Below are 25154 nucleotides of genomic sequence, written 5' to 3'. Positions count from 1 at the left end.
AAATATCATCTTTTCACAAGGTATTTAGTAAATATATTATTACTCAGTTCATACAAGCCCTTGTCCTTATCGATTAAAACTTCCTTCCCGATTCTCCTCATCAAATCACTGTTACTGATCAGGAAAAAGTTGTAATTTATTAGGATTGTATTCATTATGTAATACTAGCATTTGTAACGTATAGCACAACCCTTGTTGCCCATTGACAGAGTAAAATACAAACTAAAAAATAGGCTGAAGACAACCAAGTCCGTCAACCTTGAGCTTCAGCCTCTACCTTACTGGCGATTTTTTTCCTGTATATAAAAGTTGATAAAGAAATACTTAATTCATATAGTACAAGGAGCGGCACGATCACCAACACATCTGAAATAAAATCGGGGGGCGTGATAACGACCGATATCACGATCAACACAAAGTAAGATATCTTCCTCATCTTGGCAAGTCTTGCAGGATTGAGAATGCCCAAACTCGTTAAAAACATGACGACAAGAGGCATTTCAAATAAAAAACCAAATGGCACCGTTAAGTTGAGCATAAAACGAAAATAATGCTGCGCTGTAAATATCGTTTGAAAATGACCAGCGGAAAGACTGATTAAAAATTGAAGGACTAACGGAAACAAGATAAAGTAACCAAACAAGATCCCTAAAATAAACGAAATAAATAAACCAGGAATATAAAAAAGTGCTGCCCTTCGTTCAACTTGGGTCAGTGCAGGTGCTACAAACTGCCAGGTTTGAAAAGCAGCCACTGGTATCGTTGCTGCAATTGCCAAAACCCCTGAAATCATCATATAGACCCATAAAATATCACCTGGTCCCAGTACAGCCAGCTTAGAGTCAAAATCTCTGCTCAACCAGTCATAAATATCTTGAACAAATATAAAACCGACAATCAAAAACAATATGAATGTGAGAAGAGTTTTAATGATCCTGCGACGCAGCTCTTCTAAATGATCAAGCAAATGAGTTTCTCTGCTTTTCATGTCACTGCCCTCGCTTTCTTTAAAGAAGCAGACGGGTTTCCCCGTCCGCTTGAATTATTATGCCGATTGATCATGTTTTTTCTTCAAATCTAGCTCTGGTTCTTGATCACTTGAAGACACTAACGATTTTGTCGCACTTTTGAATTCGGTCAATGTTTTGCCAAATGCCCGTCCGACCTCAGGAAGTTTTGAAGGACCAAAAATGATCAGCGCAATCACAAGTACTAAGATGAGCCCTGGAATTCCGATATTTGAAAACATCTACAAATCATCCTTTCATCATTATTGAGTCACTTTTTTTTGCAGTTTCATTTGTTTTTGATGTGCTTTTGTGTGTGCGGTGAAACGATCCTCTTCAACTTCATTAGATTTTTTCACGCCACCTTGCACAACATTGGCAGATGTCCGCTTGATCCCTGTGTGATCTTTATGATAAACATATGAAGCCCTTGTACAAATGGCAGCACCATGCTCTGTCACAAACGGAATCACGCGATAGTCGGTTCGCCATTCGTCAGGCGTCACTGTACAACGAACATAACCGCGGTAATCATTAAAGAATTGGATATGCGGATTTTGTGATAAAATCCGATTGGTATCCGCTCTTTTATCAGCACCGTTTCCCCCTGAAGTGATTGATGTTCCGACAAATTCTGCCCCAAAAATATCTGATTTTAGATTGTCAAAATCAGTATGCAGATTCGAGGCCCAACTTGCATGAACATCCCCGGTTAATACAATGATATTGTTGAGATTTTTAGCTTTAACTAAATCGATAATTCGCTGACGCTGCGCTGAGTAACCATCCCAAGAATCCATACTGTAAATTGGTGCAGACTTTGTCCCAAAATTCCATCTTGCAAAGAAAATTTGCTGAGCTAGGACATTCCATTCTGCTTTTGAACGGCTCAGGTTGTTAAACAGCCATGCTTCTTGGTTGGTGCCAAGGAGTGTTCGCTTTGGATCATTTGATTCATCAGATGGCGGCTTATTACCATCTCCATTTGCCTGATCATCACGATATTGCCGTGTATCCAACACATTGAAATCAGCTAGCTGACCATAAGAAAAATTCCGGTATAATTGCATATCAGGACCTTTCGGCAGTGATTTGCGGCGAAGCGGCATATGCTCATAATAAGCTTGATATGCAGCAGCCCTCCGCTTGACAAATGCTTTGACAGATTGACCTTTTTCAGGAATAAGATTTGCATAATTGTTTTCTACTTCATGATCATCCCAAGTGACAACCCATGGGAACTTGGCATGAGCAGTTTTTAAATTCGGGTCAGTACGATATTGAGCATGACGATTACGGTAGTCATAAAGAGAGGTGATTTCTGCACTATTATGTGTTCTTACATTTCCTGTTCTTGACACATACTCATTTGGACCGTATTCATATATATAGTCTCCTAGATGAAAAACAAGGTCGAGGTTTTCTTTTGCCATATGATGATAAGCTGTGTAGTAACCATGCTCATACTGCTGGCACGAAGCAAAAGCAAACGTTAATTTTTCAATATTTGCTCCCGGTGATGGAAGCGTTTTTGTTCTTCCTACAGGACTTAACTGGTTCCCGCATTTAAAGCGGTAATAGTACACATGATTAGGCTTTAAGCCATGCACTTCAGCATGGACAGAGTGAGCAAGGTGTGGTGTTGCTTTCTCTTTGCCCCGTTTGACAACATGGCGGAAATATTGATCTTTTGCAATCTCCCAATTCACATAGACAGCTTCATTCGGCATGCCGCCCCCATTAAGCGGATCAGGTGCCAATCTTGTCCATAATACAACACTATTTGAAAGTGGATCGCCTGAAGCAACACCGAGTGTGAAAGGATAGTCAGAAAATTTCGGTGCTGCATTGACTTCCATTGCCCCCATCGATTGCGCAACTGCTAGTCCAAGTGAAAGTCCAGCAATTTTGCCGGCTCCCCGAATAAAACGGCGACGGTCAAATGTATTGCCTTTCAAACTCTCCTCATCCAACTTCTTCATCCATTCCTCAAATTGCCCTTCATGTGTCATTCGATTACCCCCTATCAAATGATTGATCAATTTCTATTATAGATGACATTTATTAACATTCTGTAAAGCTTTGTTAATCAAAAATTAGAACGGTCGAGCCGTATGTTGAAGTAGATGTCGAATATTGTCATAACTGAATCTCTTACCCTATGGTTTCGACAATAGGTGAGTCCATCTCTCACAGCTATTTTCCTAGTTTTCTTCACAATTTCTTCATGGTAAAATAAAGAAACTAATGGATAGAAAGGAATGAATGATGCACAGATGGATCATGGTCTTCTCACAATCACTTTCCAATCAACCTATTAGGAGGTAAGACCGTGGAAACACTTCATACAGACAGATTAATGTTAAGAAAAATGGAACTGGAAGATGCGGAAATTCTTTATTATTATTGGTCAGACCGAGATGTCACCAAATATATGAATATCTCGCCTTTTCAAAACACAGACCAAGCGAAAGCTATGATTCAAATGATTAATGAGTTAAGTCTAGAAGGTAAAGCAAACCGGTTCTCAATCGTGTTAACAGAGACAAATGAAGTCATCGGTACATGCGGATTTAATATGATTGACAATGAAAATATGAGAGCCGAAATCGGGTATGATTTGGGTAGGAGCCACTGGGGAATAGGCTTTGCTTCCGAAGCAGTCAGAACACTGATCCACCATGGTTTCACAAAGATGGGACTTAACCGGATCGAAGCGAAAGTTGAACCTGAAAACGCACCATCAATTAAATTACTTGAACACCTGTCCTTTCAAAAAGAAGGCCTTTTAAGAGAGTATGAGAAAGCAAAAGGGGTTTTGATTGATGTGTATATGTTCTCACTTTTAAAAAAAGATTGGATTAATAAGTGACAATTGCAAATAAAAATAGCAGGTGTTTTGAGCCTGCTATTTTCCCAGTTTAAAAATCAATTATTTTCTTTCATTTTAATATTCGCTGTTTGTTCACGATGTCCGTCAGTCCATTTGATTTGCACTGTTAAATCATGACCTTTTATCTCATCTTCAGGAATAAAGTCAAAAGTGGAAATATGATCAGGTTTGCTTCCGCCCCCGTCTAGTTCCTCTCCTGTATAATCTGAAAGCTCGTAGTCTTCTCCATCCCTGTACATTTTTCCGTCAACTTTTAAGATGATTTTTGTTACAATTGTTTTCTTCTCTTCTTCTTTATGACCTTGCCAATATACATCAAGATATTCATTAGGTCCTATCGACGTTTTATCACTTTTTGTCATCATGACTTTCCATGTTCTGTCATCGCTTTCACCTTCAAACAAAGGCTTATTTTTATTTTGATGTGAGTAGATGTAGATGATATAACTACCTAGCAACAAAATAAAAAGAATAATGGGTGTAAAAAATATGAGCAACCTTTTTTTCATAAGCCATGCACCTTTAACGTTATTTTCCAAACAACCTGCTGAAAAACCCTTTTTTCGGCTTGGAAACCGAAGGAACTTCTGCTAAAATCCCTGCTTGTTTTGCATCTGATAACCAATTTGGGAACTCTCGCAAAATCGCATCATACAATTCATCATCAGAGATGTTCTCAATATCTTCAATTTGTAAAAAACCTGCATTGTCTAAATAACGGTTTTCCAATGTATCTAGTTTTTTGAGAAAATCAAAGTTTCCATTACCGATTCCGATGAATTGCCAAAACAATGGCTTATCTGATGAGCTTTCAATGATCGACTTAATCGATTTTTTGCAGCCTCCATCATTGATAAAGATAATAAATGCAGGATATGGATTTTGTTCTTCCGCTAAGTATTTTTTTAAAACATCTTTCATGACTGGTGGTTCATCATTTCTCCCAAACTTATGAACACGATCATTTTCGATGATTTCGCGGTTTACATATCCAGAAAAATCTTTTTCTGTGACTGATTTTAATCGTGAAAATTCGTTATCATACACCCAAACATCAAGCTGACCGTCATCATCAAAGCGGTCGGCGACAGCCAGCATTCTTTCAACTGTCTTCTGAACGGTCCCATTTTTATATAACGACCTCATTGATCCCGTTATATCCAATACTAAGCCGACCCGAGCTGTCACTTTTGTTAATTGTTTTTTCTCAAGAACGATATCTAAACTTTTCTTTTGCAAATTGATAGACATAGATACAATACTCCTTTTTTATATCTTTACGTATCAGACCTCTCAGTGGTTTCATTCCTAGCAATAGACAGTCATCTCTAGAAGCTTTACAATATCTTTTGACAGTTTATCAGAAATGAGGCTCCACATGATGCTACGAAAACGACTATTGTATGCCATTCTAATGATTACAGTCATGGTAACTGGGATATTCTCAAGAAAGATGGCACATCTCCTTCCTGATCTGGTCAATGCGTATTTAGGCGATGCGCTTTGGGCCTTAATGATTTTCTTCGGATTCGGTTTTTTACTTAGAAAATCCCCTACAAAGATTGTTGCACTTACTGCATTGCTTTTTTGTTATACCATTGAATTCAGTCAGCTGTACCATGCTCCCTGGATTGATCAACTAAGAAACACGACCATTGGTGGTTTAATCCTTGGATATGGCTTTTTATGGAGTGATTTACTTGCTTATTTGCTCGGCATTGGAACAGGTGTCATATGCGAACAGAAAATCATAAATAAAATATGCCATTTACGAAAAGACTAGTTAGTGAGAAATCTTCAAAAGGACGTAAATCAATGGAAACCGTTAAAGAAATCTTAATCGTATACGGCCGTATCATTACGATCTTACCGCTTTTATTAATCATTGCTTTGTTTATGGGTAAACGATCCGTTGGGGAAATGCCCGTTTTTGATTTTTTAATCGTTATATCGTTAGGTTCTGTTGTTGGTGCAGATATAGCAGACCCGGAAATACAACATCTACATACCGCGCTTGCCATTATCGGTATTGGTTTGTTACAAAAAACCGTATCAAAATTGATGATAAAAAGTCGCTTGCTTGGAAGGCTGATTACATTTGAACCAACGATCGTCATCAAGAACGGCACTTTTCTAAACAACAATTTGAAACGCATCAAATATTCTGCCGATAATATTTTACAATTACTTCGGGAAAAAGATATTTTTGATGTTAGGGTCGTTGAAATGGCGTTTGTTGAAGCAAATGGCAATTTAACGGTCTACAAAAAACCGAATCAATCTGAAGTCACCGCAGAAGATCTGGGTATTCAAAAGAAACCAGGTGGATTTTTCTACCCGGTGATCGTAGATGGCACAATGCATCGCTCTGTTCTTCAACAATTAGATTTAAGTGCTGAATGGTTGAACAACCAACTACAATTAAAAGGCATTACCCAACTAGATGACGTTTTTTTCGCTTCTGTCAATCAAAACCATGAACTGCATGTTTCCTTACATCAGGAAACATCAAAAATGAAACCTGAACTGTTACATTAAAGCAATTTCAACAATTCTTGTTTTACATTTGCGGCTTGAGGTCCAATCACAATCTGAATATGATGTTGATCAAGCTTGATCACGCCGTGCGCACCTGCCTGTTTAATATTGGCTTCATCAACAACTTGGGAGGTCACTAACTTTAATCTTAGACGTGTCATACAGTTTTCACACTTGACGACATTATCCTTTCCACCGATATGCTCAAGGATCGATTCAGCCATGTCAGCACCTTTAGAAATATCTCTTCCGATCAAAGGGATGTTTCGCTTTTTAATCAAAAAATAAAAAGTGAAGTAATAAAGAGCAAAAAACACCAAACCAACTGGAATGATCCATAATCCACGATCTGACAAATTCAAATTTAATGTAAAATCAATGATACCTGCTCCCCATGAAAAACCATGCCGAATCTCGAGAATATACAGGACCATCCCTGCCAATCCAGTAAAGATGGAGTGGATCACATACAGCAAAGGAGAAGTAAACAAAAAGGTAAATTCGATTGGCTCGGTAATACCTGTCACAAATGATGTTGCTGCTCCAGACGACATGAGCGCTTTCGTTTCCTTTTTCTTTGTTTTGGCTGTCTTGGCTATCGCCAGTGCAATAGCTGGAATTCCAAACATCATCGTTATAAAAAACCCACCAAGAAAATAACCTGCAGTTGGATCACCAGCTAAAAACCGGCTGATTTCGCCTGTGATGACTTCTCCAGAAGCAGTTTCATATCGATCTAAACCAAAATATACATACGTATTCATAACATGATGAAGCCCAAACGGCAGCAAAAACCGATTGAGAAATCCGAAAATAAATACACCAATAGCACCTAATCCAACAAGCGTTTGGCTGAAAGTATCAATCCATGCTTCTGCATAAGGCCAGATGATAGAAAACAAACCTGCCACTGGAATCATCACCAACACAATCATGGTGATCGGAAATTTCTCTCCACCAAAAAAAGCGAACATACTCGGAAGACGTGCATGTCGGAATTTATTATAAATCAATGCAGCACACAAGCCAGCAATAACCCCGCCAAACACGCTCATGTCAATATCCGGGTTGATGATATGGATACCTTCTTTTAAAATAACAATCGCCAAGTATCCCGAAAGTGCCGGTATTCCTCTATCTTTCGTGTTCGAAAGCCCCATTGCAATACCAATTGCAATTAATACATCCATATGGTTCAAAATAACTCCTGAAGCTTGAAAAAGCGGGATATCAAGCATATCCTTCGCTGAAAGACGCAACAACAGCCCTGCTATCGGAAGTACCACAATTGGAATGAGCAGTGATTTTCCTAATGATTGAAGAAAAGATTTCATTCCGTTACTCCCCTATATTAACTGTTTAAATGTTGCAAGCTCTATGTCCTCAAACGATGTCAACAAATGTATGATGTTTCGGTCTGTTAAAAATTCCAACTCATCTACTCGTGGATAAGTAAATGAAGAACTGGACAACAGTTTTTTATCAAGATATGCTGGATGGGTCATCACTTCGATTGACTGGTATTCTTCAAATAACTGGGTAATCGTTTCTCCATCTTTTAAAGCGTTTTCAAGCAAAGGACAAAAACAATCCGTCGTTTTCATGTTTTCGGTTTCTAGAAGGTGATTTCTAACAGGCAAACGATATTCTTTTGCAAGAGTCACAAAGACGTCTGTTATACCGTGATAACGATGAATATGGTGATGCGTGTCCAAATGATCAGGCTCCACACCATATGCTAAACATTTTTCAATTTGCGCCCTCCATTCATGATAGACCTCATCTGGATCGACCGTAAACGTGCCTTTGTAAAAGGCTTGATCACGAAAATTCCCTTTAACATCAACAATTGTCCGATGCCCTGATAATAATGGTTTGCCACATGTCAACACTAAATGAACCCCCACTCCCAATCCGGGAGATTCACCAGCAAGCCGGACAGCATGATCTGCATCAGGCATATTGGTCATTAAAGTCGTTGATGTTAAGATCCCCCATTGATATGCATCAATAATTCCATAATTGACACCTCTTGAAAAACCGAAATCATCTGCATTGATAATTAACTTTTTCATCAGTAGATCTCCTTTTTAATATTTAGTTTTTTTCAAAATATACGCTAGCAGATTCAACAAAAATTCATATATTTGCCCTTCCAATCAAAAAAATCTCACATACTTTAGTATGGATTGCCTTTCTTGCGCTCACATGGAACAGGGGCAACTTAAACTTGAAGTGGATGTGTTCAATTATGATGAAAGAAAAATGGTTAGAAAACGTCATCTCTCCCTATACCCCACTTTATGCAAAAGATTTTCCCATCATTATGTTTTGGATTCCAAAGAGCGGTTGTACGATACTAAATCGTTGGTTCTTTTTCCAAAACGGCTTGCTCGATGATGTGGAGAAAAAATCAGCCGGAGATGTCCACAGCTACAGAAATTTTGTATATACAAAAACAAAAAATGATCAACAAGCCCTTACAAAAGATCTCTTAGACAGAAGAAAAGATACTTACAAACTGGTAAGAAACCCTTTCAGACGAGCAGTTAGTTCATTTTTAGCAACCATTTGCTCTCCGCAGTTTATTTGTTTATTTCATCGGGATATCCACAGCGGATTATCGTTTAGTCAGTTTTTATATCATCTACATGATCTAGGTTCAGAAATCGATTCACTCGACCGCCATGTCGGCTGCCAGTATATAGAGGGTGAAGAAGAAGTCGTGGAAAATTATATTTATCTCGAACAAATCTGTTCGCAAATAAGGGAAATTGAAAATAAGTACATGTTGTTAAAATCACCTCTTTCACAGCTTTCTAAATCATCACACCATCTATCAGACTTGATGACGAAAAAAGGAAAATTTGCGAATACCGTTCTGACAATGTCATCGCTCAACTGGGTTTTCCCTACTTATGAAAGTTTTTATAATTTGGAAACAAAAGAGTTGGTACAGGAAATCTTTAAGAAGGATTTTGAAATCTATGGCTATGATATCAAACATATAAAATAACGACTTACCGGTGGACAATCCTATATGCAGGACTAGCTTCATAGAAAAGGAGCTGTCCTGAAAGTCGTGTGGATGAATAAAAATTAGGGAATTTGCTCGCTTTCCGCGGGCGATCCGTGAGCCTCCTCGGAGCTCGTTCCTTGCTCCTCTTGGGTCTCACCTGGCTCGCTGTTTCCGCAGGAGTCTCGCAATTCCCCCTGATTTATGTTGAAAAAGGACTTTTTAGACAGCTCCTCAATATTATTTATATATATCTTTTTTTGTCAAATGACCATCCTTAATCACAGTATCTTCAATATTATTTTTCCTCACAGCAAATGGTTCAAGTAAAATGGCGGGTACTTTTGTTTTACCATTGTCAACAGTTGTATCTGTTTGAAGTTTTTCACCGCCTGCCGCCTGCATTGCCATTTCCGCCGCTCTTTTGGCGATCGTATTAATTGGTTTATAAACTGTCATCGTCTGTGTACCTTTCACAATTCGTTGAACACCTTGAAGCTCGGCATCCTGTCCTGTTACCGGCACCTTTCCAGCCAAACCGGCATCTTTTAATGCTTCAATCACACCGCCTGCTGTGCCGTCATTTGCGGCAATGACAGCATCAATATCTTTGTGCTTATCCAACGCTTTTTTCATGTTTTGATTCGCAACTTCTGGAAGCCAATCTTTTGTGTATTCATCAAAGACAAGGTTTACTTTCCCCTGCTTGATCAAAGGATCAAGCACCTTCATGGCACCATTGCGAAATAATACCGCATTATGATCTAGTGAAGATCCGCCAATATAAACAAAGTTTCCTTTCTTCGCCTTTTTGACGACTTCTTCAGCTTGTAATTGCCCAACTTTTTCATTATCAAAAGAAATATAATAATCAACATCAGCGTTTCGGATCAGCCTGTCGTAAGAAATCACCTTTACATTGGCTTTATGCGCCATTTCGACGATCTTAGCTGCAGCATCTGCATCTGTTGGGACGACGACAAGTACATCGACACCCTCTTGAATGAAAAGCTCTGCTTGCTGAAGCTGCACATCCTTATTTCCATTTGCAGCTAACGTTTTCACTTCTCCACCAAGGTTTTTGATTTCTTTCTCAAACATTGCTTTATCTTTATACCAGCGCTCTTCCTTTAGTGTATCAATAGCAAAGCCGACATACACTTGATCTGGTTTGCTGATCAGTTTTGTTTTTGCTTCTTTTTTTTCGCTTTTCTCCGCTTCCTTAAACATACAGCCAGTTATGAGAAACAACAAACTGAATGCCATCAGGAAAAACAGCCCTTTTTTCATGTATGTTGACAAAGTAACACCCTCCTTTTAAAACTTAAACCGTTTGATCATGCCATTCATCCGCTCAACCATCTCTCCCAATAACCGGGCACTTTCATCCATTTTTTCAATGGCTCCGCTTTGTTCATGAACAGAAGCCGAAATTTCTTCAGATCCAGCTGCACTTTCTTCAGATATTGCCGCAATATGCTCTACCGAACCGTTAATTTCTTCACTTGAACATTTGAAAAACGATAATGCAGAAGAAATATCGGAAACACGTTCAGCCATGTCTGTCATTTTATCTTTAATTTCCGTAAAGTATTGACCTGACGTTTCAATTTGAGCTTTACCTTGACTGACCTCAGAAAAACCTGCTTTTAAATCTTCAGCAACTGCTGATGTTTCTGTCTGAATCGCACTCACAATGTCTGTAATATTTTCAACAGAGTTTTTCACTTCTTCAGCCAACCGTTTGACTTCACCTGCTACAACCGCAAAACCTTTCCCAGCCTCACCGGCCCGGGCTGCCTCAATCGATGCATTCAAGGCGAGTAAATTCGTCTGATCAGCTATACTTGTAATCATTTCAACCAACTTATGAATCGAATGAGTTTGCCCCTCCAACATATTGACTTTTTTGACAGACGTCTCCATGACTTCATGAATGACCTGCATTTGCTTTAATGATTGTTTCATTTGCTTGTCACCATCAATCGACACTGTTAACACTTCTGAAGAAAATTGAGCTAATGTCTCACCATTTCGGTTAGCACCTTGGATTTGACCCGTTAGTTCTTGAGATTGTTCAGAAATATTGGCTGCTTCATTCGCCTGATTACTAGCTCCATTCGCCAGTTCTTCAACCGTCACCGCAATCTGGCTGCTTCCTTCTTTTACATCATGAGATACATTTGTAAATGTCAAACATTGCTGATCAACTTCTTTGGCAATATTAGAAACTTCAACAATCATCTCACGGAGACTTTCTCCCATATGATTGATCGATTGTGAAAGCTGTCCGATTTCATCATTTCCTTGGTAGTCAAGCGTTGTAAAATTCAACTGTCCTTGGGCAATTTCTTCACTTGCTGTCACAACCCTTCGCAAATGTTTCTTAATCTGGCGACTGATTAGGAATAATAGGCATGCAGAGACAGCTGCTGAAATCAAAATAGATAGGATTAAAATAAAGATCGTTCTAGAAATATTGGATTTAGCATTTCCAATTGATTCAACATTTGTTTTGATAGCGTTTTCTTTCAGCTTATCTCCTAAATCCATTGTCTCTTTCTTCAATTGAGTTGCTTTCTTCTGCAGTTCCGTAAATGTTTTCGTTTGAATCTGCTTGACATTTGGAACAATTTTGCTGAAGAAATATTCATCTAAAGCATGATTGTTTTCGATAATTTGATTAAACATCTCCACTTGTTCGTTCGTATGCAACTCTTTTTTGAGTTTTGTGGCTGTTTCAGCAAACTCTTGACTATATCCCATATAATCTGACAATCTCTCGTCTTTTGCATCAATGATATATTCAGGAATATGTAAATATTTATTTTGGTAAAGCGACATCAATTTTGCCGATTGTACGGCTGTGTCATTTTTTGCTTTTGTATCTTCGATAATTTCGCTAGTATCATTTAAAAGACCATATGTATTAAAAACAGATCCTAAAAACGCAGCTAACATGATAAAAAAAATGATGCCGTATTTTCTTCCAATTGCAATATTTCTCCAACTTAATTTTTTCACATTGCTCCCCCTTTTTATAATAGATTTATTGTTTATATCGGCAGAGCTTGGAATATTTTTATAAATTATAGATAAAAAGTCCTTGTTTTTGTATAAGTTAAAAGTCTTGTTCGAGAATTTTTTGAGAGAGCAACATTATACAAGAAATGATTCAAAAACATGCTAAACTTAAACATCATCACACCGACAGGAGGTCCAACATGCCAAACGAAACCCGTACCCTTTTTCTTGATCCCGACCTGAAAGTTGAAGCTTATCGCTTTAAAGGTGTTATGCAAAAATTCCCAAATCATTTTCATGACTATTATGTGATTGGCTTCATTGAAAAGGGGCAGCGCCTTTTGCTTTGTCAAGGGCAGGAATACATTATCAATCATGGTGATCTAGTACTGTTCAATCCGCACGATACACATAGTTGTGAGCAAATTGATGGGAAAGCACTTGATTACCGTTGTATCAATATCACACCAGATGTCATGATAAAAGCTGTGAAGGAGATAACAGGTACCGCAAGCCTACCGTACTTTACAAAAAACGTCTTGTTTCACCATGAACTGACCTCCAGTTTACAGGAACTACATGTCTATATTTTGCAAAAAGAAAAAGCACTTCAGAAAGAGGAATTATTTCTAAATCTTCTTGAGGAGCTGATCAGGACATATTCAGATCTCACCTTCTTAGAAAAAGCACCTGAACCATCTAATCAGGTCAAAGTCGTGTGCAGTTATCTAGAAGAACATTATTCAAAAAACATTACACTTGACAATCTCAGCGAACTAACCGGCTGGAGCAAATACCATTTACTGCGGTCGTTTACAAAACAAAAAGGTCTTTCACCTTACAGTTACTTAGAGACCGTGCGTATCAACCATGCGAAAACACTTTTGGAAGATGGTGTAAAACCAATTGAGACTGCATTTCGAACGGGTTTCAGCGATCAAAGCCACCTGACCAAATTTTTTAAACGGCAGGTTGGACTGACACCAAAACAATATATGAAGATTTTTCAAGATGATAGACAGGTGACGAATAAATGAAAACTCGATGTGAGACCACTGGACATTTGGCTGCACTATTAACAATTTTCATTTGGGGTACGACATTTGTTTCGACGAAAGTGCTATTAGAGGATTTCTCAGCAACAGACATTTTATTTTATCGTTTTTTGCTTGGATGGATCGTTTTAATCATGGTTCACCCGAATGTTCTAAAAGTGCAGAGCTGGAGGCAAGAAGCGTTATTTGCTGGGGCAGGATTATGCGGTGTCACTCTATATTTTTTGCTTGAAAATATCGCCCTCACCTATACTTATGCCTCAAATGTCGGGATGATTGTTGCGATTATTCCTATGATCACTGCAATATTGGCACATTTTCTGCTGACAGGTGAACGATTACAGTCCCGCTTCTTCATTGGATTTGCAGCTGCTTTTACCGGTCTTCTCCTCATTTCATTTAATGGAAGTATTATGCTTCAGTTAAAACCGATCGGTGATATATTTGCTTGTACCGCCGCTTTCGTTTGGGCTGTATACGCCATTTTAATGAAGAAAATCAGCACATTTGGTTACAATACCACCCAATGCACACAGCGGATCTTTCTATATGGACTCGCATTTATGGTTCCAGTACTATTTCTATCCGATTTCCATTTTGACGTTCAACCTTTCACATCTCCAATCAATCTGTTCAATTTGATTTTCTTAGGGGCTGGGGCATCCGCCCTTTGCTTTGTCACATGGAACTGGTCAGTCGGGGTCTTGGGAGCAGTGAAAACGAGTGCCTACATTTACATGGTTCCCGTCATTACAATTGTCGCATCCATCATCATTCTCCATGAAAAAATGACATGGATTGCGTTCTTTGGAGGAGCTCTGACATTAACAGGTCTTTATATTTCAGAAATGAAACCAAAAAGGGGGAACAAAACTCATGAACCAAATAAAATGCGCCCTGATTATCGATGAAAACCTGCCTCGCGGACTGATCGCAAATACAGCTGCGATTTTAGGAGCGGCTCTTGGCAAAAACAAACCCGAACTGCTTGGTGAGAATGTGACGGACGGCTCCCAGATTCAACACTTAGGAATTGTCACCGTCCCCTTCCCAATTTTAAAAGGGAACCCTGCGCTTCTTTCTGAACTAAGAAAAAAACTGATGACTGAGGAATTCAGCGATATTCTAACGGTTGATTTCACCGATGTGGCACAGAGCTGTCATACGTATGAAGCCTATATGAAAAAGTTCCAGGCTTCCACCGCTTCAGACTATCAATACTTCGGAGTTGGCATTTGCGGTGAACAGAAAAAAGTCAGCCGATTGACTGGAAGCTTAGGATTACTGAGATAGAGAAAGGGGCTGTCCAATAAGTCCAAAAATAAAGCAAGTGAGAAACATGAGTTGTGTTTCTCCACTTGCTAATTTTTTGTTTCGGCTTTTCTCTGAAAGCGACTTTTACTCTAACACTAGTCCATCTTGATGGATGTGAGTCATTCTTAGTCGTTTTTCCTTTACATAACTAACAATTGGAATCATTTTCTTTCATATTATAATAATCTTTCCGATTTGTTTTAGCAAATTGTAAGTCAGTCCATGCCTAAAATCGAGACAAAATCCGATCTTTTGTGCATTTACTCCTATATTGCAATATTACGAAAGATAGAGATGAATATCAAATTTTAACAAGTTTACCTTATTTTTAAATCAAAGACATTCAACAGTTTGTGAGCCCTGCAAAATCTAACGGATATAGTCAACTTGTCTTCATTCCAGCCTGAACCTTGCGCCAAGTCAACCCTTCTCTAATCTATCAAACTGCCTTCCGTTCAGGTTCTCATTCACAATTGCTTGATAGATGGGCAGACACGCCATGCTTCTTCAACTTTGAATTGTTCTCCAGTAAGTACGCGTACATCATGTTGAGGTTTTGCTATTTTTAATAATTCAGGTAAGGTTTGTTCTACATAGTTTTGATGATGTGCCTCACTTTCCCATCCTGATAATACGAGAAACTCATTTTTTTGTTTTTGAGAGTTTGCAAACATGCCCACAAGCATGCCTGCTGATTTTTGCATACCTGCATTCCAAACCGTTTTTTGCATATTGACAAAATGATTGATTCTATCTTCTTTCACTTCTGCGGAGGCAACTCTTATATATTGACTTGTATGAACAAAATCCACAACTTCCCCAGCAATCATGAATATTTGTTGATATAAGCAAACATCAATCGATTCATATGTATTTTCTTGACCTGAATCGACAAAGATTTGGTCATGGTGTTCATCCATAAATGTTTGATAATCGTCTAGGCTCTCCCAAAAGGCATAAATACAAGCAGTTAATCGTTCTTTTGTATTCCAACCGCCAATTTGGCCTAAAAAACCTTTTACCGTGCGAAGTGATTTCCATTGTTTTTGGTGTTCATAAAAATTTTCCTTTTGCTGTTCTTTTACCTTGCAAGAAATTCTTTTCATGATCATGAATGAAAACCTCCTAAGTTTTCTCAATTCCGTCTAAATAATGACAATTTTCTTAACGCTTTTTAACACGTCAGAAGTTATCATTTATAATCTTTTCGAGGGTAAATTGGGGGAATTTTCACAGTTTCCGCGGGCGATCCCCGAACCTGGCTCACTGTATCTCGCAATTCCCCCTGATCTGCTAAAACCGCGTGGCATTTTCTAACATTTATCATCTCACTTCATTTGGAAATTTGTCAAATTAGACCACAAATTGTTCTCCGGTTTCTTTCCGTTTTAAATACAAAGATTGATCGACTCGCTTTAGCTCAAATAATTCATCAATATGAAACACCCCATTTGGAAAATGTCCACGATAAAGAGCAGTCGCTACAGTAAATGCAACACGAGCTGTCATCAATGACTCATTTTCTCCGTACAATGAAACCCCTACCTCTTCATAGCGGCCAGCTTTGGTTCCATTACCATCCACTTTTACAGCATATTCTGAGGAACCAATCTTGAGTGAACCGAGCATTTTCACAAGACCAGCACGCATCACGGGATACTTTAAAAGACGCATTGCTCCAATTTTTTGAAGGCCATGAAGCCCAGTTGTCACCCATTTTGAATCAAAACATAACCGTGTGGCAACGCTTGGCACTCCTAATGTATGTGGGAGTGTAATTTGATCAGAAAATGGAAAACGATAAGCCCTCCGTCGGTCCAGACGATCGCCAAAGTCAACCAGTCTGCCATCTGTAAAACTGTTAACTTGTTTGTTATGGCCATTTTCAATGATAGTAAACATGGTATTCAAATGATCGACCGTCCATTCTATCGCTGCTTTCCCATGGGTATCTCCTAATCCGAGCATAATCGAAATATCAATGTGGTTCATTTCATCAAAAGCTTTCCGCACTTCTTGTGCCAGTAAATTGGTCATACCTGGCGCCAATCCGACACTGATGATACCTGTTCCCAAGCATAATCCGCCATTCAAGTTTTTTAACTGATTCAAAAAAGAGCCGTTTGCTGAGATATCGATATAATGTGTGCCATTCGCTAGACAAGCTGCTGCCAAAGCCGTACTGTTCTGATCAATACAGATGATGACCAATTTTGTCTGTTCAAGCCAACTCCAATCAGTGGATAGATTGAGGGGCTTTACATTTCCACCTGTTGTCTGGCAAAAGCGGACAGCACGATTGATATTTCTCCCCGCCGCATAGATATACCCTGGATATTTTTCTCCAAGCATTTGGCAAATTTGTCCGCCAACATGACCGTATCCACCAATTACAACGATTTGATCTTTTATCACTTACAATCTCCTTTCACTGCAAACCAACCATCAATTAAATAAGCACTGAAAAACCTTGTTACACTGATAAACCCTGATTCTTTTAACAAATCTTCCACATCTCTTGCCGGAATTGGGTAGGAATGTGTACCAATCGAAGCGGCAAATCTTTCCCAATCTTGTTCAGCTATCCCGTTTGCCAACATATGCTCCCTCCAGGCCCGCATCTGCCAGTTAAATGGTTCAGAGTGAGGATCACCATTGATTGATGCGATAAAAAGCGGTGCTCCCTCTACTAAACAGTCGGCAATTCTTTGTAAAAATGCCCGTTTATCACGTACGAAGTGAAGGACAAGCATACATGTTGCTCCCGCAAAATGGCACTCTTGTCCAAGTTGATCCACTTCCCCTTCAATGAACTGAACTTTTGCCTCAACACCTGCCGACTTTAGCCTGTTCCGTGCCAAATCAAGCATGTTTGCTGATATATCAATGCCTGTAAATGTCCATTTTGAATGGTTTTCACCTAAAGTCAGCAATTCCTGTCCCCCACCTGCACCAACAATCAAGATGTCTGCTTCCTTCTTCGTCAGCTGAACAGAAAGTAAACGATCCATCATGTCGTACAACATTTCATAGCAGGGGATTTTCAAACCTATCGTTTTTTCATATTGAAAGACATCGGAATGATTCCAGTCCATATTCATGTTTTTCATGACAATCTGTTCTCCTTTTAGTAAAATAATTGTATTAATAATCATTCTCAATTATAAAAATAGATCTGGAAAAGCACTATCCCATAAACATGGGATTTTTAAAGGAGGGATTCTGATCAAACGTTCGTTAAAGAATAAATTCCATGAAAACAAAACTAAAACTTCACTGGACTACATGAAAGCAATCATTCCTATTTTAAAAGGTGTTGTTCCCTTTGATGCTTCATGTTGCACAGCGATCGACCCTAACAACCTCCTTTCAATCGGAAGTGTTACAGATCAGGAAATTGAAGCGATCCATCCGCAGTTATTTAAATGTGAATATATGTACGATGATCTCAATCAATATGAACAGTTGCTCAAAACTCGGAACACAGCAGCCATTTTAAGTGAAACAACAAACGGAGCATTAAGACAGTCTAGACGGTATCAAATTGTTCTCGAACCAGCTGGCTTTGCTGATGAAATGCGGGTTATTCTCTTTTACAAAGGAGAATGCTGGGGATATCTCACACTATTTCGCAAAAATGGACAGCCATTATTCAAAATAGAGGAACGTATTTTACTCACTTCTTTGGCATCCATAATCGGTGAACATTTACGATACTTCAGACACAAACTACCAAAAAAAGACATGTTTCATATGAAACATGTCGGCGGTATTTTGATTTTATCAGCAGAACTCAGCCCTTTATCCTGTAATCAAACGGCACTTCATTGGCTGACAGTCTTGCGTAACTGGGAACAACTTGACAGCAGAAAACTGCCAAGACCTATCCGAGCTGCTTGCACCCGTGTTCTAAAAGAAACTGGTCCAGCAACAGCCAAAACTGTTGTCTCCATTCCAGAGCAAGACTATCTTTCGATAACAGCAAGCCGCCTTGATCGCTTTGACACAGCAAAACAAATTGCCGTTTTATTTGAGCCCGCTTCCCCAACAGAGGCTATCACACTGATGACAGAAGCCTATGCCTTATCTGAACGAGAAAAAGACATCACAAACTGCGTGATTCGCGGGCTTTCTACAAAAAGTATCGCTGATGATCTGCATATTTCAGTTTATACTGTTCAAGATCATTTGAAATCGGTATTTGCAAAAACAGGAACAAGAAGTCGGCGAGAATTGATGTGGAAACTGCTTGACGGTCTATTGAATTGAAGAAGGACTTGGTGAATGAATCTACAGTAAACAACCTTGTTTTTTTACCCGCTTCATTAGCTTCTGAAACCCAAGATCGCCCATTGAATGGAGCTCCAAGTCTCCTTCTGGATTGAACAAACAAAAACTGGGTATGGCTTGAATTTGACAAGCTTGAGCAATTTCATAGTTTTGATCCATGACAACGGCAAAACGAAAATCTTTTTCTACTATTTTTTCTTTGACCATATTGATGGATTTCTCCTCTTCTGAGTAAGGAATATGTACGGCGATCATTTTCAGCTTTTGAAGCGATTCTGTTTCTTTTAACATTTCATCAGCCAATTCTTCACAATTCGGACAGCTGACAGACCAGAAATAGAGGAGGTGATAATCCTTGCTGTCCAATTCAGCTTCTTTATTTGGAGCATTTATCCAAGGCAGCTGTTGCGAGATTTTCGGTATTTTTACATCCTGTTTTTTCATAAAATCTCACCTCATTTATTTTTTTAATTGCATGGCAATAATTTTTCCTATCGCTTCCTCAGCGGCAAACGGTGCTACTATTTCTGAAGAATTTTCCTGAACATCTTTCAAACATTCATACATATGGCGATCAATTTTTGAAGGTTCAATCCATGAAATGGCCCATGATGCCCAAAAGCAAGCTGGTCCTTCAGTATTTCGGGCAACATCAAGTAGATGTGGAAGGCTGCCATGACCAATTCTCATTAAAGAGAGAGCTGCCGCCATTCTTGTGTCTTCACTCTCACTTTTCAAGAGAGCAGCAAGAGCAGGGGCTGCATCACTTGCTTCAGAACCAAATTCGCCTAGCACAGCAGCTGCAATGTTGCGGAGGGAACCTTCTTCCTTTAACGCATTGATTAATATAGGTATAGCTGGTTGACCAGACTCCTTTAGTTCACCAATTGCATTTACAATCGTAACTTCATTTTTATGGACAAGGTTTTTCACAGATTGAGATAATTTCTCATTTGATTCCACTGCATGTCTGCCTCCTCTTACATAACTTATCGTATTCCGCTTATAAGAAATAATAGTATAGGAAACAGAAACGTTCCTACCCAAAGATATACTAAGCGAATACGCGATTTATACCTCCAGAATAAAAACCAAATCCAGCCGCCAGATAAAATGAAAAGAATGGGCAATAGAATTGCCGGTCCGTGTTGTGCCGCTTTATGAAGTATGAAAACAAAGAGAAAACTTACTATACTTGTTAATGTAAACACTTTATAATATAGGACGAAAGGAAGCTTGGGATTCAATGCATACGTTTGAACGAAAACAGCCCAGCGAATAGCCAACATGAAAACATAACTTCCCAGTCCGTAAATGAAAAGGAGAAGCATTTCCCCCTTCGGAATAAACACAATCAATTGACAAATCCCAAGAGATAAAACAAACAGAAAAAACATCCATAATGTGTTGCCCAATTCTAAAAGAATGGCTTTTTTCCATAGTGATCCTGGAAGCAAAAACAAGTCACCGGATTTTGCATGTCTAATTAAACTCGAGTAGTAAGAACTTAAAAAGGCTGTCAAAACAATCATCGTAAAGAATATATAAAACCAATCAAGATTGACTGAAATTAAATAGTAAAAAATCAATAATAAAGCAATAAAATGCGAAGTATGAAAAACCAAGTTTTTCTTAACAAGTAACATTTCCACCCATAAAAAAGAAAAAATACCGTTTAGTGTTTTCATCCCCCACCAAGTTTGCTTTTCTTTCAATTGACCTATACCGATTTGTTGTTCTCGAAATTCCGACCAAAATTCAGCTTCTTTCACCAATTTTTCTTTGCATTCCAGTCGATTGGCAGTAAAACGGATGATGATAAATGATAAAACCAAGAAAACAGTAAGTACGATATAGGCTGTCAACGAATAGTTTCCTTTTATAATATAGCCGATCTCCCCAATCTCTCTGCCAAGCACATCCCACCATAATGAATGACTCCGGGTGAGAAAGTAGTAGTAAAGAGTGAGTCCATAGACCGCGAAAGAGCATAATAAAGTGACAGTTAATATCAATTTTAAATTTTTAAGATTTCTTGCAGATGTTAGCGCTAAAACCCAAGCTTCAAGCACAATGATGAATAAAACAAACTGAAGTGCCTTGACCGTTAGTTGAGGATCCTGTTGTCTGAACAGCAATAAAAACAAATCAGCTAATATTCCTGAACATAACCACAGCAGGCTTTTCCAAGCAATATTCCAAATCCAGACAGAATAAATTATCTTGTATAATGGATATGGTGCTGTGTAAAGCCAGATGACATCCTCCATCTGTCCTGGAATCCGATTTGAAAATAGACCGAAACATGTAAATGCAAGCAATACACCGGCCACCACCCAACCGGTCAACGTGATGTCCCATTCCTCCGCCTTTGCAATCCACTCCATTTGGATCACAACGAATAGCAAAAGGATCATGGACAGCAAAATAGGAAATCTTTTCTCATGCGCCTGGCTCAACAGTCGTCTCTTCGTCTGAAGATACAGCATTGAAACGATGTTAATCATCTGACCATTCTCCTAATAAACGAATGACTTCCTGCTTCCAATCAGAATATTCTTCCTGATTATGCGGCACAGACATTTCACAGATAAGACATCCCTCTCGAATTAACAAAACTCGGTGGGCCGTTTCCAGTACAAAGTCAAGACTGTGTGTCGAGACAAGGGCGGCACATCCCAGCTTCGCCTTTCCAATCAGCCACTCGGCGAGCCATTTTTTTGATGGGATATCTAAACCTGCTGTCGGTTCATCCAACATATATATCGATGCATTTTGAACAATAGCGCCAGCCAAAATGACCCGTTGCTTTTGACCTCTTGACAGGTGTCCTGTCAGTTGGTCTGCCTTTTCCCTCAGTTTCACCTCTTGTAACGCTGCAAGCACCTTTTCTTGCAGCGATTTTTTATTGATCTTAAATGCTCTTGCCCGAAACTGTAAGTGTTCAGCTATGGTTAATGTTGGATATAAATGAGGTTGATCAGGGATTAAGGAGACCATTTGTTGCATTTTTGTATCACCAGGCTTGTATTGTCCCCCTATCCGAATATATCCATTATCCGGTTTATGCAATCCTGTCAGACAGCGAATTGTCGTCGTTTTGCCCGCCCCATTCGGACCGAGCAAAGCAACGATTTCTCCAGCATAAAGAGAAAATGATAATTGATCGACTCCCTCATCATTCTGGTATTTCTTCTCCAAGTTACGAACTTCCACCATTTTCATTGACATCTTCTCCTAGTTTTAGAATGAAGATTGTTTAGAAGTTTTTTTAAAGTTTAGCTTTCTCTGAATGTTGTAGTTCCATAGAGGCATACAAAATAAAATGAAGTTATAAATGAAGTGAGCGGCAAAAACAGCTAGAAAACCAGATTCTATAAACAACAAACCTAAAAAACAGCCAAAGGCAAACAGGTGTATCCAACGTAACCATCTAGGATGATATCCAGTACCTTGATGCATGATCGCCCATAATCCAGAGGAAACCAACAGAGTGATGAACACGCTATGGCTGACAAACCAAATGGCAGGTATCATCAACAGACGATAGACAGTCTCTTCAACCAAAGAACTTTGCAGACTCATATTTAGTCCTTGCCTAAATGTAAAACCTGATAAATAGATGGTTCGATTTGAGAGCTCAGGCGAAATTCGAAGCCATTTTTTCTTTTCCAAAACCGAAAAAAAGACAGCAGATAGACCGAGGCAAATGATTCCCGCACATCCCCCACTCAGCAACTGATTCCCTACTTTTTCCCAAATTGGCCAATGTAAATTTTCTCCCAAAGAGTTTCCTGCCAATGAACATATAAATACAACAAACCCTATCAATATCCCTGCAAGAACAGCTGACAATATTGCCAAACTGCTTACCATTTTTAAGCTCATCCTAGAGTCATAAGCATTTACTATCGTCAATTGGATATCTTCTTTTATCGAAAATAAATTACAAACGGCAAGTATGCTGCCCATGATCATGCTAACAGTCATATCAGCACGAACATCCAAATGAATTAAAACGATAATTGCTGCTACCACAGCAATGCAAGAACCTAAGACTCCTGTGATCCCCAGTGTTGATTCAAGTTGTTCCTTTTGAACAGCTTTGTTCATGTTTTCAGTTCGTATTTCTTGTTCTGTTTGAAGACTGATAATATGTTGATTATATAACTCAACTGCCATTTTCATTCTGATATTAGCTGACTCTGCCATATACCAATAAGTTGTCACTTGTTCTAAGTCTTCTTGTTTTTCTCCAGAACCAGTCGCTTTCGCCTGAGCCCACAATCCCTCGTGATCAACAGCGAGATCCTCCTTTAATTGTTCTAGAGAAACCCTCCCCAGACCGGTTGTCTGCAGATTTTTCTTGCGAACATCAGCATGAAAAAAAGTGATTTCACCCTTTGCATTTACACCTGTGATAATCGATTGATTCTGACTGACAAATCGAATTCTCCACGATTCTAGTAATCCCCAGTTATAGAGGACTTGACGAGTCTGATTTAAAAGACCAACATGATGTAGCTTATTCACTGTATCATGGTCATACCAATACACAGCAAAAGATTTCCATTTACTCACATCAACACCAAGATGTGTTCTAATAAATTCTGCTGATTTCTGTCGTGCAGTTTCTTTATCAAGCAGTAAAGATTGATAAACAGGCGGCTTAAAGCGAAAAAACAAATATAACCCTAAAAGAGCAAGGACGATCCATAACAAACCAATCATATCGTAACCTCGTTTATTTCGTTTAGTCCAAAAGGCAGGTCAGGCTCAGAGAATTCAATTTTCTTGATACATCTGCATTGCTTAGCATTACACCTTGCCTGCCATAAGTTTTTAGGATCACCAATCTTTAACAAGCTATCATTTAAAATATGCCCAATCGTTGTATCCTCTATTTGACACGGTGTCACAGAACCATCAGCGCGAATGTACCATGACAAAAAACCTGGTGTACAAAAATCATTGAATTTTGTTTTGTTATCTTCTTCCCAATCCACAATAACAATTTGATCGCCCCACTTATGAATTGCATCTTTCAGCTGTTGTTTGATTGCATTTTCCATGTCTTTAGGTAAGGCAATCGTGTCATCAGTTGCCCTTCCTAAAGCAAGTGTTTTTCCCACTCTAAAAATAGAGGCATTTGCTTCTGCACATGCTTGAATCACATCATAAACTTGGTGTGCATTTTGCGGATTAACTGTCATGGCGATCATAACAGGAACAGTGTTTTGCGTTAAACGTTTGACATTTTTCATACTTTCATGAAAACCGTCATTCCGTCCCCTTAATTGATCATGAGTTTCTGGTAGACCATCAATGCTGATTTGTACCGAAACATTTCCTAAGTGACTTAAAAGTTCAATTTCATCACTTTTCCAGTTCAGTCCATTACTAAACAACGTAACATTGTTAAAAAAACAACTCGCCGCTGTCATCACCTCTTTAAATCCTTTGACCAGTTTTGCCTCTCCTCCAGTTAGTGTAATATCAGACACACCATGGGCAGCAAGCTTTTGCATCACTTCTAGCCATTGTGAAGTTGACAGTTCATTTGGATATGGTTTTCCAGAACTTGCATAACAAAATGAACAATTCAAATTACAGGCGTTAGTTAACTGTAATGTACAACTTAGCGGTAAGTAAGATTGGATAGAACCGCTGATCATTAATGGTTTATTAAAAAACCCTTCTGTCCAAGCAGCTGTAAATGGATGCTCACTTAACTCTTTTTTTAATTGATCAGCATCAATCTCCTCTTTTGTTGTTAACCGCCAAATCTGTGCTGTTTTATGAATATCATGATGCTTTGCCAATAAAAAGGCTAATTGTGCACCTCGTCCACTTAACCTGAAATAAACCATGCTATGACGATCAACAAGCACAACCCCATGAGGTTGAAAATGTATGGCAAGATCCGGTGGTAACGCAAAATGTTGATTCATAAAATCCCCCTTAAAAAGGATAGAGAGCCTAGAAACCCCTTGCCCTCTATCCATTTTTTACAATAA

Annotated in this window: 26 protein-coding genes; 8 read left to right on the top strand and 18 right to left on the bottom strand. The window is 38.8% G+C overall.

Annotated features, from left to right (window positions below):
• Positions 1–253 precede the first annotated feature (253 nt).
• The 3 genes from tatC to HOO54_RS03915 are packed head-to-tail and all read right to left on the bottom strand — an operon-like array spanning position 254 to position 3019.
• Entirely contained in the window at positions 254–988 is a 735-nt protein-coding gene (gene tatC, locus HOO54_RS03925; RefSeq protein ID WP_172292765.1) for a twin-arginine translocase subunit TatC, read from the bottom strand.
• A gap of 57 nt (positions 989–1045) precedes the next feature.
• Positions 1046–1249 (bottom strand): twin-arginine translocase TatA/TatE family subunit, encoded by a 204-nt coding sequence (locus HOO54_RS03920; protein WP_172292763.1) that lies wholly within the window; start codon positions 1247–1249, stop codon positions 1046–1048.
• A gap of 21 nt (positions 1250–1270) precedes the next feature.
• Complete coding sequence (locus HOO54_RS03915) at positions 1271–3019, bottom strand: alkaline phosphatase D family protein (RefSeq protein ID WP_172292761.1); 1749 nt, start codon at positions 3017–3019, stop codon at positions 1271–1273.
• 320 nt (positions 3020–3339) lie between these two features.
• Between HOO54_RS03915 and HOO54_RS03910 the strand changes: the two genes are divergently transcribed.
• Entirely contained in the window at positions 3340–3879 is a 540-nt protein-coding gene (locus HOO54_RS03910) for a GNAT family N-acetyltransferase (RefSeq protein WP_309244858.1), read from the top strand.
• A gap of 56 nt (positions 3880–3935) precedes the next feature.
• On the opposite strand, the gene HOO54_RS03905 is transcribed toward HOO54_RS03910, so the two are convergent.
• Positions 3936–4409 carry a DUF4944 domain-containing protein gene (locus HOO54_RS03905; protein WP_172292759.1) on the bottom strand — a complete coding sequence of 158 codons (474 nt, stop codon included), beginning with the start codon at positions 4407–4409 and terminating at the stop codon, positions 3936–3938.
• A 19-nt stretch (positions 4410–4428) separates the two neighbouring features.
• Positions 4429–5151 carry a vWA domain-containing protein gene (locus HOO54_RS03900; protein WP_172292757.1) on the bottom strand — a complete coding sequence of 241 codons (723 nt, stop codon included), beginning with the start codon at positions 5149–5151 and terminating at the stop codon, positions 4429–4431.
• A 127-nt stretch (positions 5152–5278) separates the two neighbouring features.
• On the opposite strand from HOO54_RS03900, the gene HOO54_RS03895 reads away from it, so the two are divergent.
• Positions 5279–5683 (top strand): ribosomal maturation YjgA family protein, encoded by a 405-nt coding sequence (locus HOO54_RS03895; RefSeq protein WP_172292755.1) that lies wholly within the window; start codon positions 5279–5281, stop codon positions 5681–5683.
• A 32-nt stretch (positions 5684–5715) separates the two neighbouring features.
• Positions 5716–6438 (top strand): DUF421 domain-containing protein, encoded by a 723-nt coding sequence (locus tag HOO54_RS03890; RefSeq protein ID WP_172292753.1) that lies wholly within the window; start codon positions 5716–5718, stop codon positions 6436–6438.
• Here HOO54_RS03890 and HOO54_RS03885 read toward each other — a convergent pair.
• Both HOO54_RS03885 and chbG read right to left on the bottom strand, forming a co-directional pair.
• Positions 6435–7772: a PTS transporter subunit EIIC gene (locus HOO54_RS03885; protein WP_172292751.1), complete on the bottom strand. Its 1338-nt coding sequence runs from the start codon at positions 7770–7772 to the stop codon at positions 6435–6437. The genes HOO54_RS03890 and HOO54_RS03885 overlap by 4 nt on opposite strands.
• Before the next feature lie 12 nt (positions 7773–7784).
• Entirely contained in the window at positions 7785–8513 is a 729-nt protein-coding gene (gene chbG / locus HOO54_RS03880) for a chitin disaccharide deacetylase (protein ID WP_172292749.1), read from the bottom strand.
• Positions 8514–8677: 164 nt separating this feature from the next.
• Here chbG and HOO54_RS03875 point away from each other — a divergent pair, with 164 nt between their 5' ends.
• A complete protein-coding gene (locus tag HOO54_RS03875; RefSeq protein WP_253907745.1) occupies positions 8678–9454 on the top strand; it encodes a sulfotransferase family 2 domain-containing protein in 777 nt (258 codons plus the stop codon).
• Between the two features lie 240 nt (positions 9455–9694).
• Here the strand turns inward: HOO54_RS03875 and HOO54_RS03870 are convergent, their stop codons facing one another.
• Positions 9695–10744, bottom strand: coding sequence for a sugar ABC transporter substrate-binding protein (locus tag HOO54_RS03870; RefSeq protein ID WP_172299310.1), 1050 nt, complete (start codon positions 10742–10744; stop codon positions 9695–9697).
• A gap of 27 nt (positions 10745–10771) precedes the next feature.
• A complete protein-coding gene (locus HOO54_RS03865; protein ID WP_216664823.1) occupies positions 10772–12415 on the bottom strand; it encodes a methyl-accepting chemotaxis protein in 1644 nt (547 codons plus the stop codon).
• Between the two features lie 263 nt (positions 12416–12678).
• Between HOO54_RS03865 and HOO54_RS03860 the strand changes: the two genes are divergently transcribed.
• The 3 genes from HOO54_RS03860 to HOO54_RS03850 are packed head-to-tail and all read left to right on the top strand — an operon-like array spanning position 12679 to position 14826.
• Entirely contained in the window at positions 12679–13515 is an 837-nt protein-coding gene (locus HOO54_RS03860; protein WP_172292745.1) for an AraC family ligand binding domain-containing protein, read from the top strand.
• Positions 13512–14444, top strand: a complete 933-nt coding sequence (locus HOO54_RS03855) for a DMT family transporter (protein WP_172292743.1) — start codon at positions 13512–13514, stop codon at positions 14442–14444. Before HOO54_RS03860 ends, HOO54_RS03855 begins: the two co-directional genes overlap by 4 nt.
• Positions 14410–14826: a DUF2000 domain-containing protein gene (locus HOO54_RS03850; protein ID WP_172292741.1), complete on the top strand. Its 417-nt coding sequence runs from the start codon at positions 14410–14412 to the stop codon at positions 14824–14826. The genes HOO54_RS03855 and HOO54_RS03850 overlap by 35 nt, the downstream gene beginning before the upstream one ends.
• A gap of 488 nt (positions 14827–15314) precedes the next feature.
• On the opposite strand, the gene HOO54_RS03845 is transcribed toward HOO54_RS03850, so the two are convergent.
• The 3 genes from HOO54_RS03845 to HOO54_RS03835 all read right to left on the bottom strand — a co-directional run bounded on the left by HOO54_RS03845 (position 15315) and on the right by HOO54_RS03835 (position 17957).
• Positions 15315–15959 carry a DUF4937 domain-containing protein gene (locus HOO54_RS03845; protein ID WP_172292739.1) on the bottom strand — a complete coding sequence of 215 codons (645 nt, stop codon included), beginning with the start codon at positions 15957–15959 and terminating at the stop codon, positions 15315–15317.
• Positions 15960–16200: 241 nt separating this feature from the next.
• Positions 16201–17262: a saccharopine dehydrogenase family protein gene (locus tag HOO54_RS03840; RefSeq protein WP_172292737.1), complete on the bottom strand. Its 1062-nt coding sequence runs from the start codon at positions 17260–17262 to the stop codon at positions 16201–16203.
• Positions 17259–17957, bottom strand: coding sequence for a class I SAM-dependent methyltransferase (locus tag HOO54_RS03835; RefSeq protein ID WP_253907608.1), 699 nt, complete (start codon positions 17955–17957; stop codon positions 17259–17261). The genes HOO54_RS03840 and HOO54_RS03835 overlap by 4 nt, the downstream gene beginning before the upstream one ends.
• A 175-nt stretch (positions 17958–18132) precedes the next feature.
• On the opposite strand from HOO54_RS03835, the gene HOO54_RS03830 reads away from it, so the two are divergent.
• A complete protein-coding gene (locus tag HOO54_RS03830; RefSeq protein ID WP_172292735.1) occupies positions 18133–19116 on the top strand; it encodes a helix-turn-helix transcriptional regulator in 984 nt (327 codons plus the stop codon).
• Between the two features lie 21 nt (positions 19117–19137).
• Here the strand turns inward: HOO54_RS03830 and HOO54_RS03825 are convergent, their stop codons facing one another.
• The 6 genes from HOO54_RS03825 to skfB are packed head-to-tail and all read right to left on the bottom strand — an operon-like array spanning position 19138 to position 25088.
• The gene (locus tag HOO54_RS03825) at positions 19138–19581 is read right to left on the bottom strand and encodes a TlpA family protein disulfide reductase (RefSeq protein ID WP_172292733.1); all 444 of its coding nucleotides are present in this window, start codon (positions 19579–19581) and stop codon (positions 19138–19140) included.
• A gap of 15 nt (positions 19582–19596) precedes the next feature.
• Positions 19597–20100 (bottom strand): HEAT repeat domain-containing protein, encoded by a 504-nt coding sequence (locus tag HOO54_RS03820; protein ID WP_172292731.1) that lies wholly within the window; start codon positions 20098–20100, stop codon positions 19597–19599.
• A gap of 26 nt (positions 20101–20126) precedes the next feature.
• A complete protein-coding gene (gene skfF / locus HOO54_RS03815; RefSeq protein ID WP_172292729.1) occupies positions 20127–21644 on the bottom strand; it encodes a sporulation killing factor system integral membrane protein in 1518 nt (505 codons plus the stop codon).
• Positions 21637–22362, bottom strand: coding sequence for an ABC transporter ATP-binding protein (locus HOO54_RS03810; protein WP_172292727.1), 726 nt, complete (start codon positions 22360–22362; stop codon positions 21637–21639). The genes skfF and HOO54_RS03810 overlap by 8 nt, the downstream gene beginning before the upstream one ends.
• An 18-nt stretch (positions 22363–22380) precedes the next feature.
• Positions 22381–23868 carry a CPBP family intramembrane glutamic endopeptidase gene (locus tag HOO54_RS03805; protein WP_172292725.1) on the bottom strand — a complete coding sequence of 496 codons (1488 nt, stop codon included), beginning with the start codon at positions 23866–23868 and terminating at the stop codon, positions 22381–22383.
• A complete protein-coding gene (gene skfB / locus HOO54_RS03800; RefSeq protein WP_172292723.1) occupies positions 23865–25088 on the bottom strand; it encodes a sporulation killing factor system radical SAM maturase in 1224 nt (407 codons plus the stop codon). The genes HOO54_RS03805 and skfB overlap by 4 nt, the downstream gene beginning before the upstream one ends.
• Positions 25089–25154: the final 66 nt, after the last annotated feature.

This window comes from Bacillus sp. WMMC1349 (assembly GCF_013155385.1).
Taxonomy (GTDB): domain Bacteria; phylum Bacillota; class Bacilli; order Bacillales; family Bacillaceae; genus Bacillus.
Note: the sequence above shows the minus strand (reverse complement) of the source record. Positions and strands in the feature narration are given on the sequence as shown.

Excerpts from the sequence above, each read along its gene's own strand:
- tatC (WP_172292765.1), bottom strand. The coding sequence starts at position 988 with ATGAAAAGCAGAGAAACTCATTTGCTTGATCATTTAGAAGAGCTGCGT.
- HOO54_RS03920 (WP_172292763.1), bottom strand. The coding sequence starts at position 1,249 with ATGTTTTCAAATATCGGAATTCCAGGGCTCATCTTAGTACTTGTGATT.
- HOO54_RS03915 (WP_172292761.1), bottom strand. The coding sequence starts at position 3,019 with ATGACACATGAAGGGCAATTTGAGGAATGGATGAAGAAGTTGGATGAG.
- HOO54_RS03905 (WP_172292759.1), bottom strand. The coding sequence starts at position 4,409 with ATGAAAAAAAGGTTGCTCATATTTTTTACACCCATTATTCTTTTTATT.
- HOO54_RS03900 (WP_172292757.1), bottom strand. The coding sequence starts at position 5,151 with ATGTCTATCAATTTGCAAAAGAAAAGTTTAGATATCGTTCTTGAGAAA.
- HOO54_RS03895 (WP_172292755.1), top strand. The coding sequence starts at position 5,279 with ATGATGCTACGAAAACGACTATTGTATGCCATTCTAATGATTACAGTC.
- HOO54_RS03890 (WP_172292753.1), top strand. The coding sequence starts at position 5,716 with ATGGAAACCGTTAAAGAAATCTTAATCGTATACGGCCGTATCATTACG.
- HOO54_RS03885 (WP_172292751.1), bottom strand. The coding sequence starts at position 7,772 with ATGAAATCTTTTCTTCAATCATTAGGAAAATCACTGCTCATTCCAATT.
- chbG (WP_172292749.1), bottom strand. The coding sequence starts at position 8,513 with ATGAAAAAGTTAATTATCAATGCAGATGATTTCGGTTTTTCAAGAGGT.
- HOO54_RS03875 (WP_253907745.1), top strand. The coding sequence starts at position 8,678 with ATGTGTTCAATTATGATGAAAGAAAAATGGTTAGAAAACGTCATCTCT.
- HOO54_RS03870 (WP_172299310.1), bottom strand. The coding sequence starts at position 10,744 with ATGAAAAAAGGGCTGTTTTTCCTGATGGCATTCAGTTTGTTGTTTCTC.
- HOO54_RS03865 (WP_216664823.1), bottom strand. The coding sequence starts at position 12,415 with ATGTTAGCTGCGTTTTTAGGATCTGTTTTTAATACATATGGTCTTTTA.
- HOO54_RS03860 (WP_172292745.1), top strand. The coding sequence starts at position 12,679 with ATGCCAAACGAAACCCGTACCCTTTTTCTTGATCCCGACCTGAAAGTT.
- HOO54_RS03855 (WP_172292743.1), top strand. The coding sequence starts at position 13,512 with ATGAAAACTCGATGTGAGACCACTGGACATTTGGCTGCACTATTAACA.
- HOO54_RS03850 (WP_172292741.1), top strand. The coding sequence starts at position 14,410 with ATGAACCAAATAAAATGCGCCCTGATTATCGATGAAAACCTGCCTCGC.
- HOO54_RS03845 (WP_172292739.1), bottom strand. The coding sequence starts at position 15,959 with ATGATCATGAAAAGAATTTCTTGCAAGGTAAAAGAACAGCAAAAGGAA.
- HOO54_RS03835 (WP_253907608.1), bottom strand. The coding sequence starts at position 17,957 with ATGAAAAACATGAATATGGACTGGAATCATTCCGATGTCTTTCAATAT.
- HOO54_RS03830 (WP_172292735.1), top strand. The coding sequence starts at position 18,133 with ATGAAAGCAATCATTCCTATTTTAAAAGGTGTTGTTCCCTTTGATGCT.
- HOO54_RS03825 (WP_172292733.1), bottom strand. The coding sequence starts at position 19,581 with ATGAAAAAACAGGATGTAAAAATACCGAAAATCTCGCAACAGCTGCCT.
- skfF (WP_172292729.1), bottom strand. The coding sequence starts at position 21,644 with ATGATTAACATCGTTTCAATGCTGTATCTTCAGACGAAGAGACGACTG.
- HOO54_RS03810 (WP_172292727.1), bottom strand. The coding sequence starts at position 22,362 with ATGAAAATGGTGGAAGTTCGTAACTTGGAGAAGAAATACCAGAATGAT.
- HOO54_RS03805 (WP_172292725.1), bottom strand. The coding sequence starts at position 23,868 with ATGATTGGTTTGTTATGGATCGTCCTTGCTCTTTTAGGGTTATATTTG.
- skfB (WP_172292723.1), bottom strand. The coding sequence starts at position 25,088 with ATGAATCAACATTTTGCGTTACCACCGGATCTTGCCATACATTTTCAA.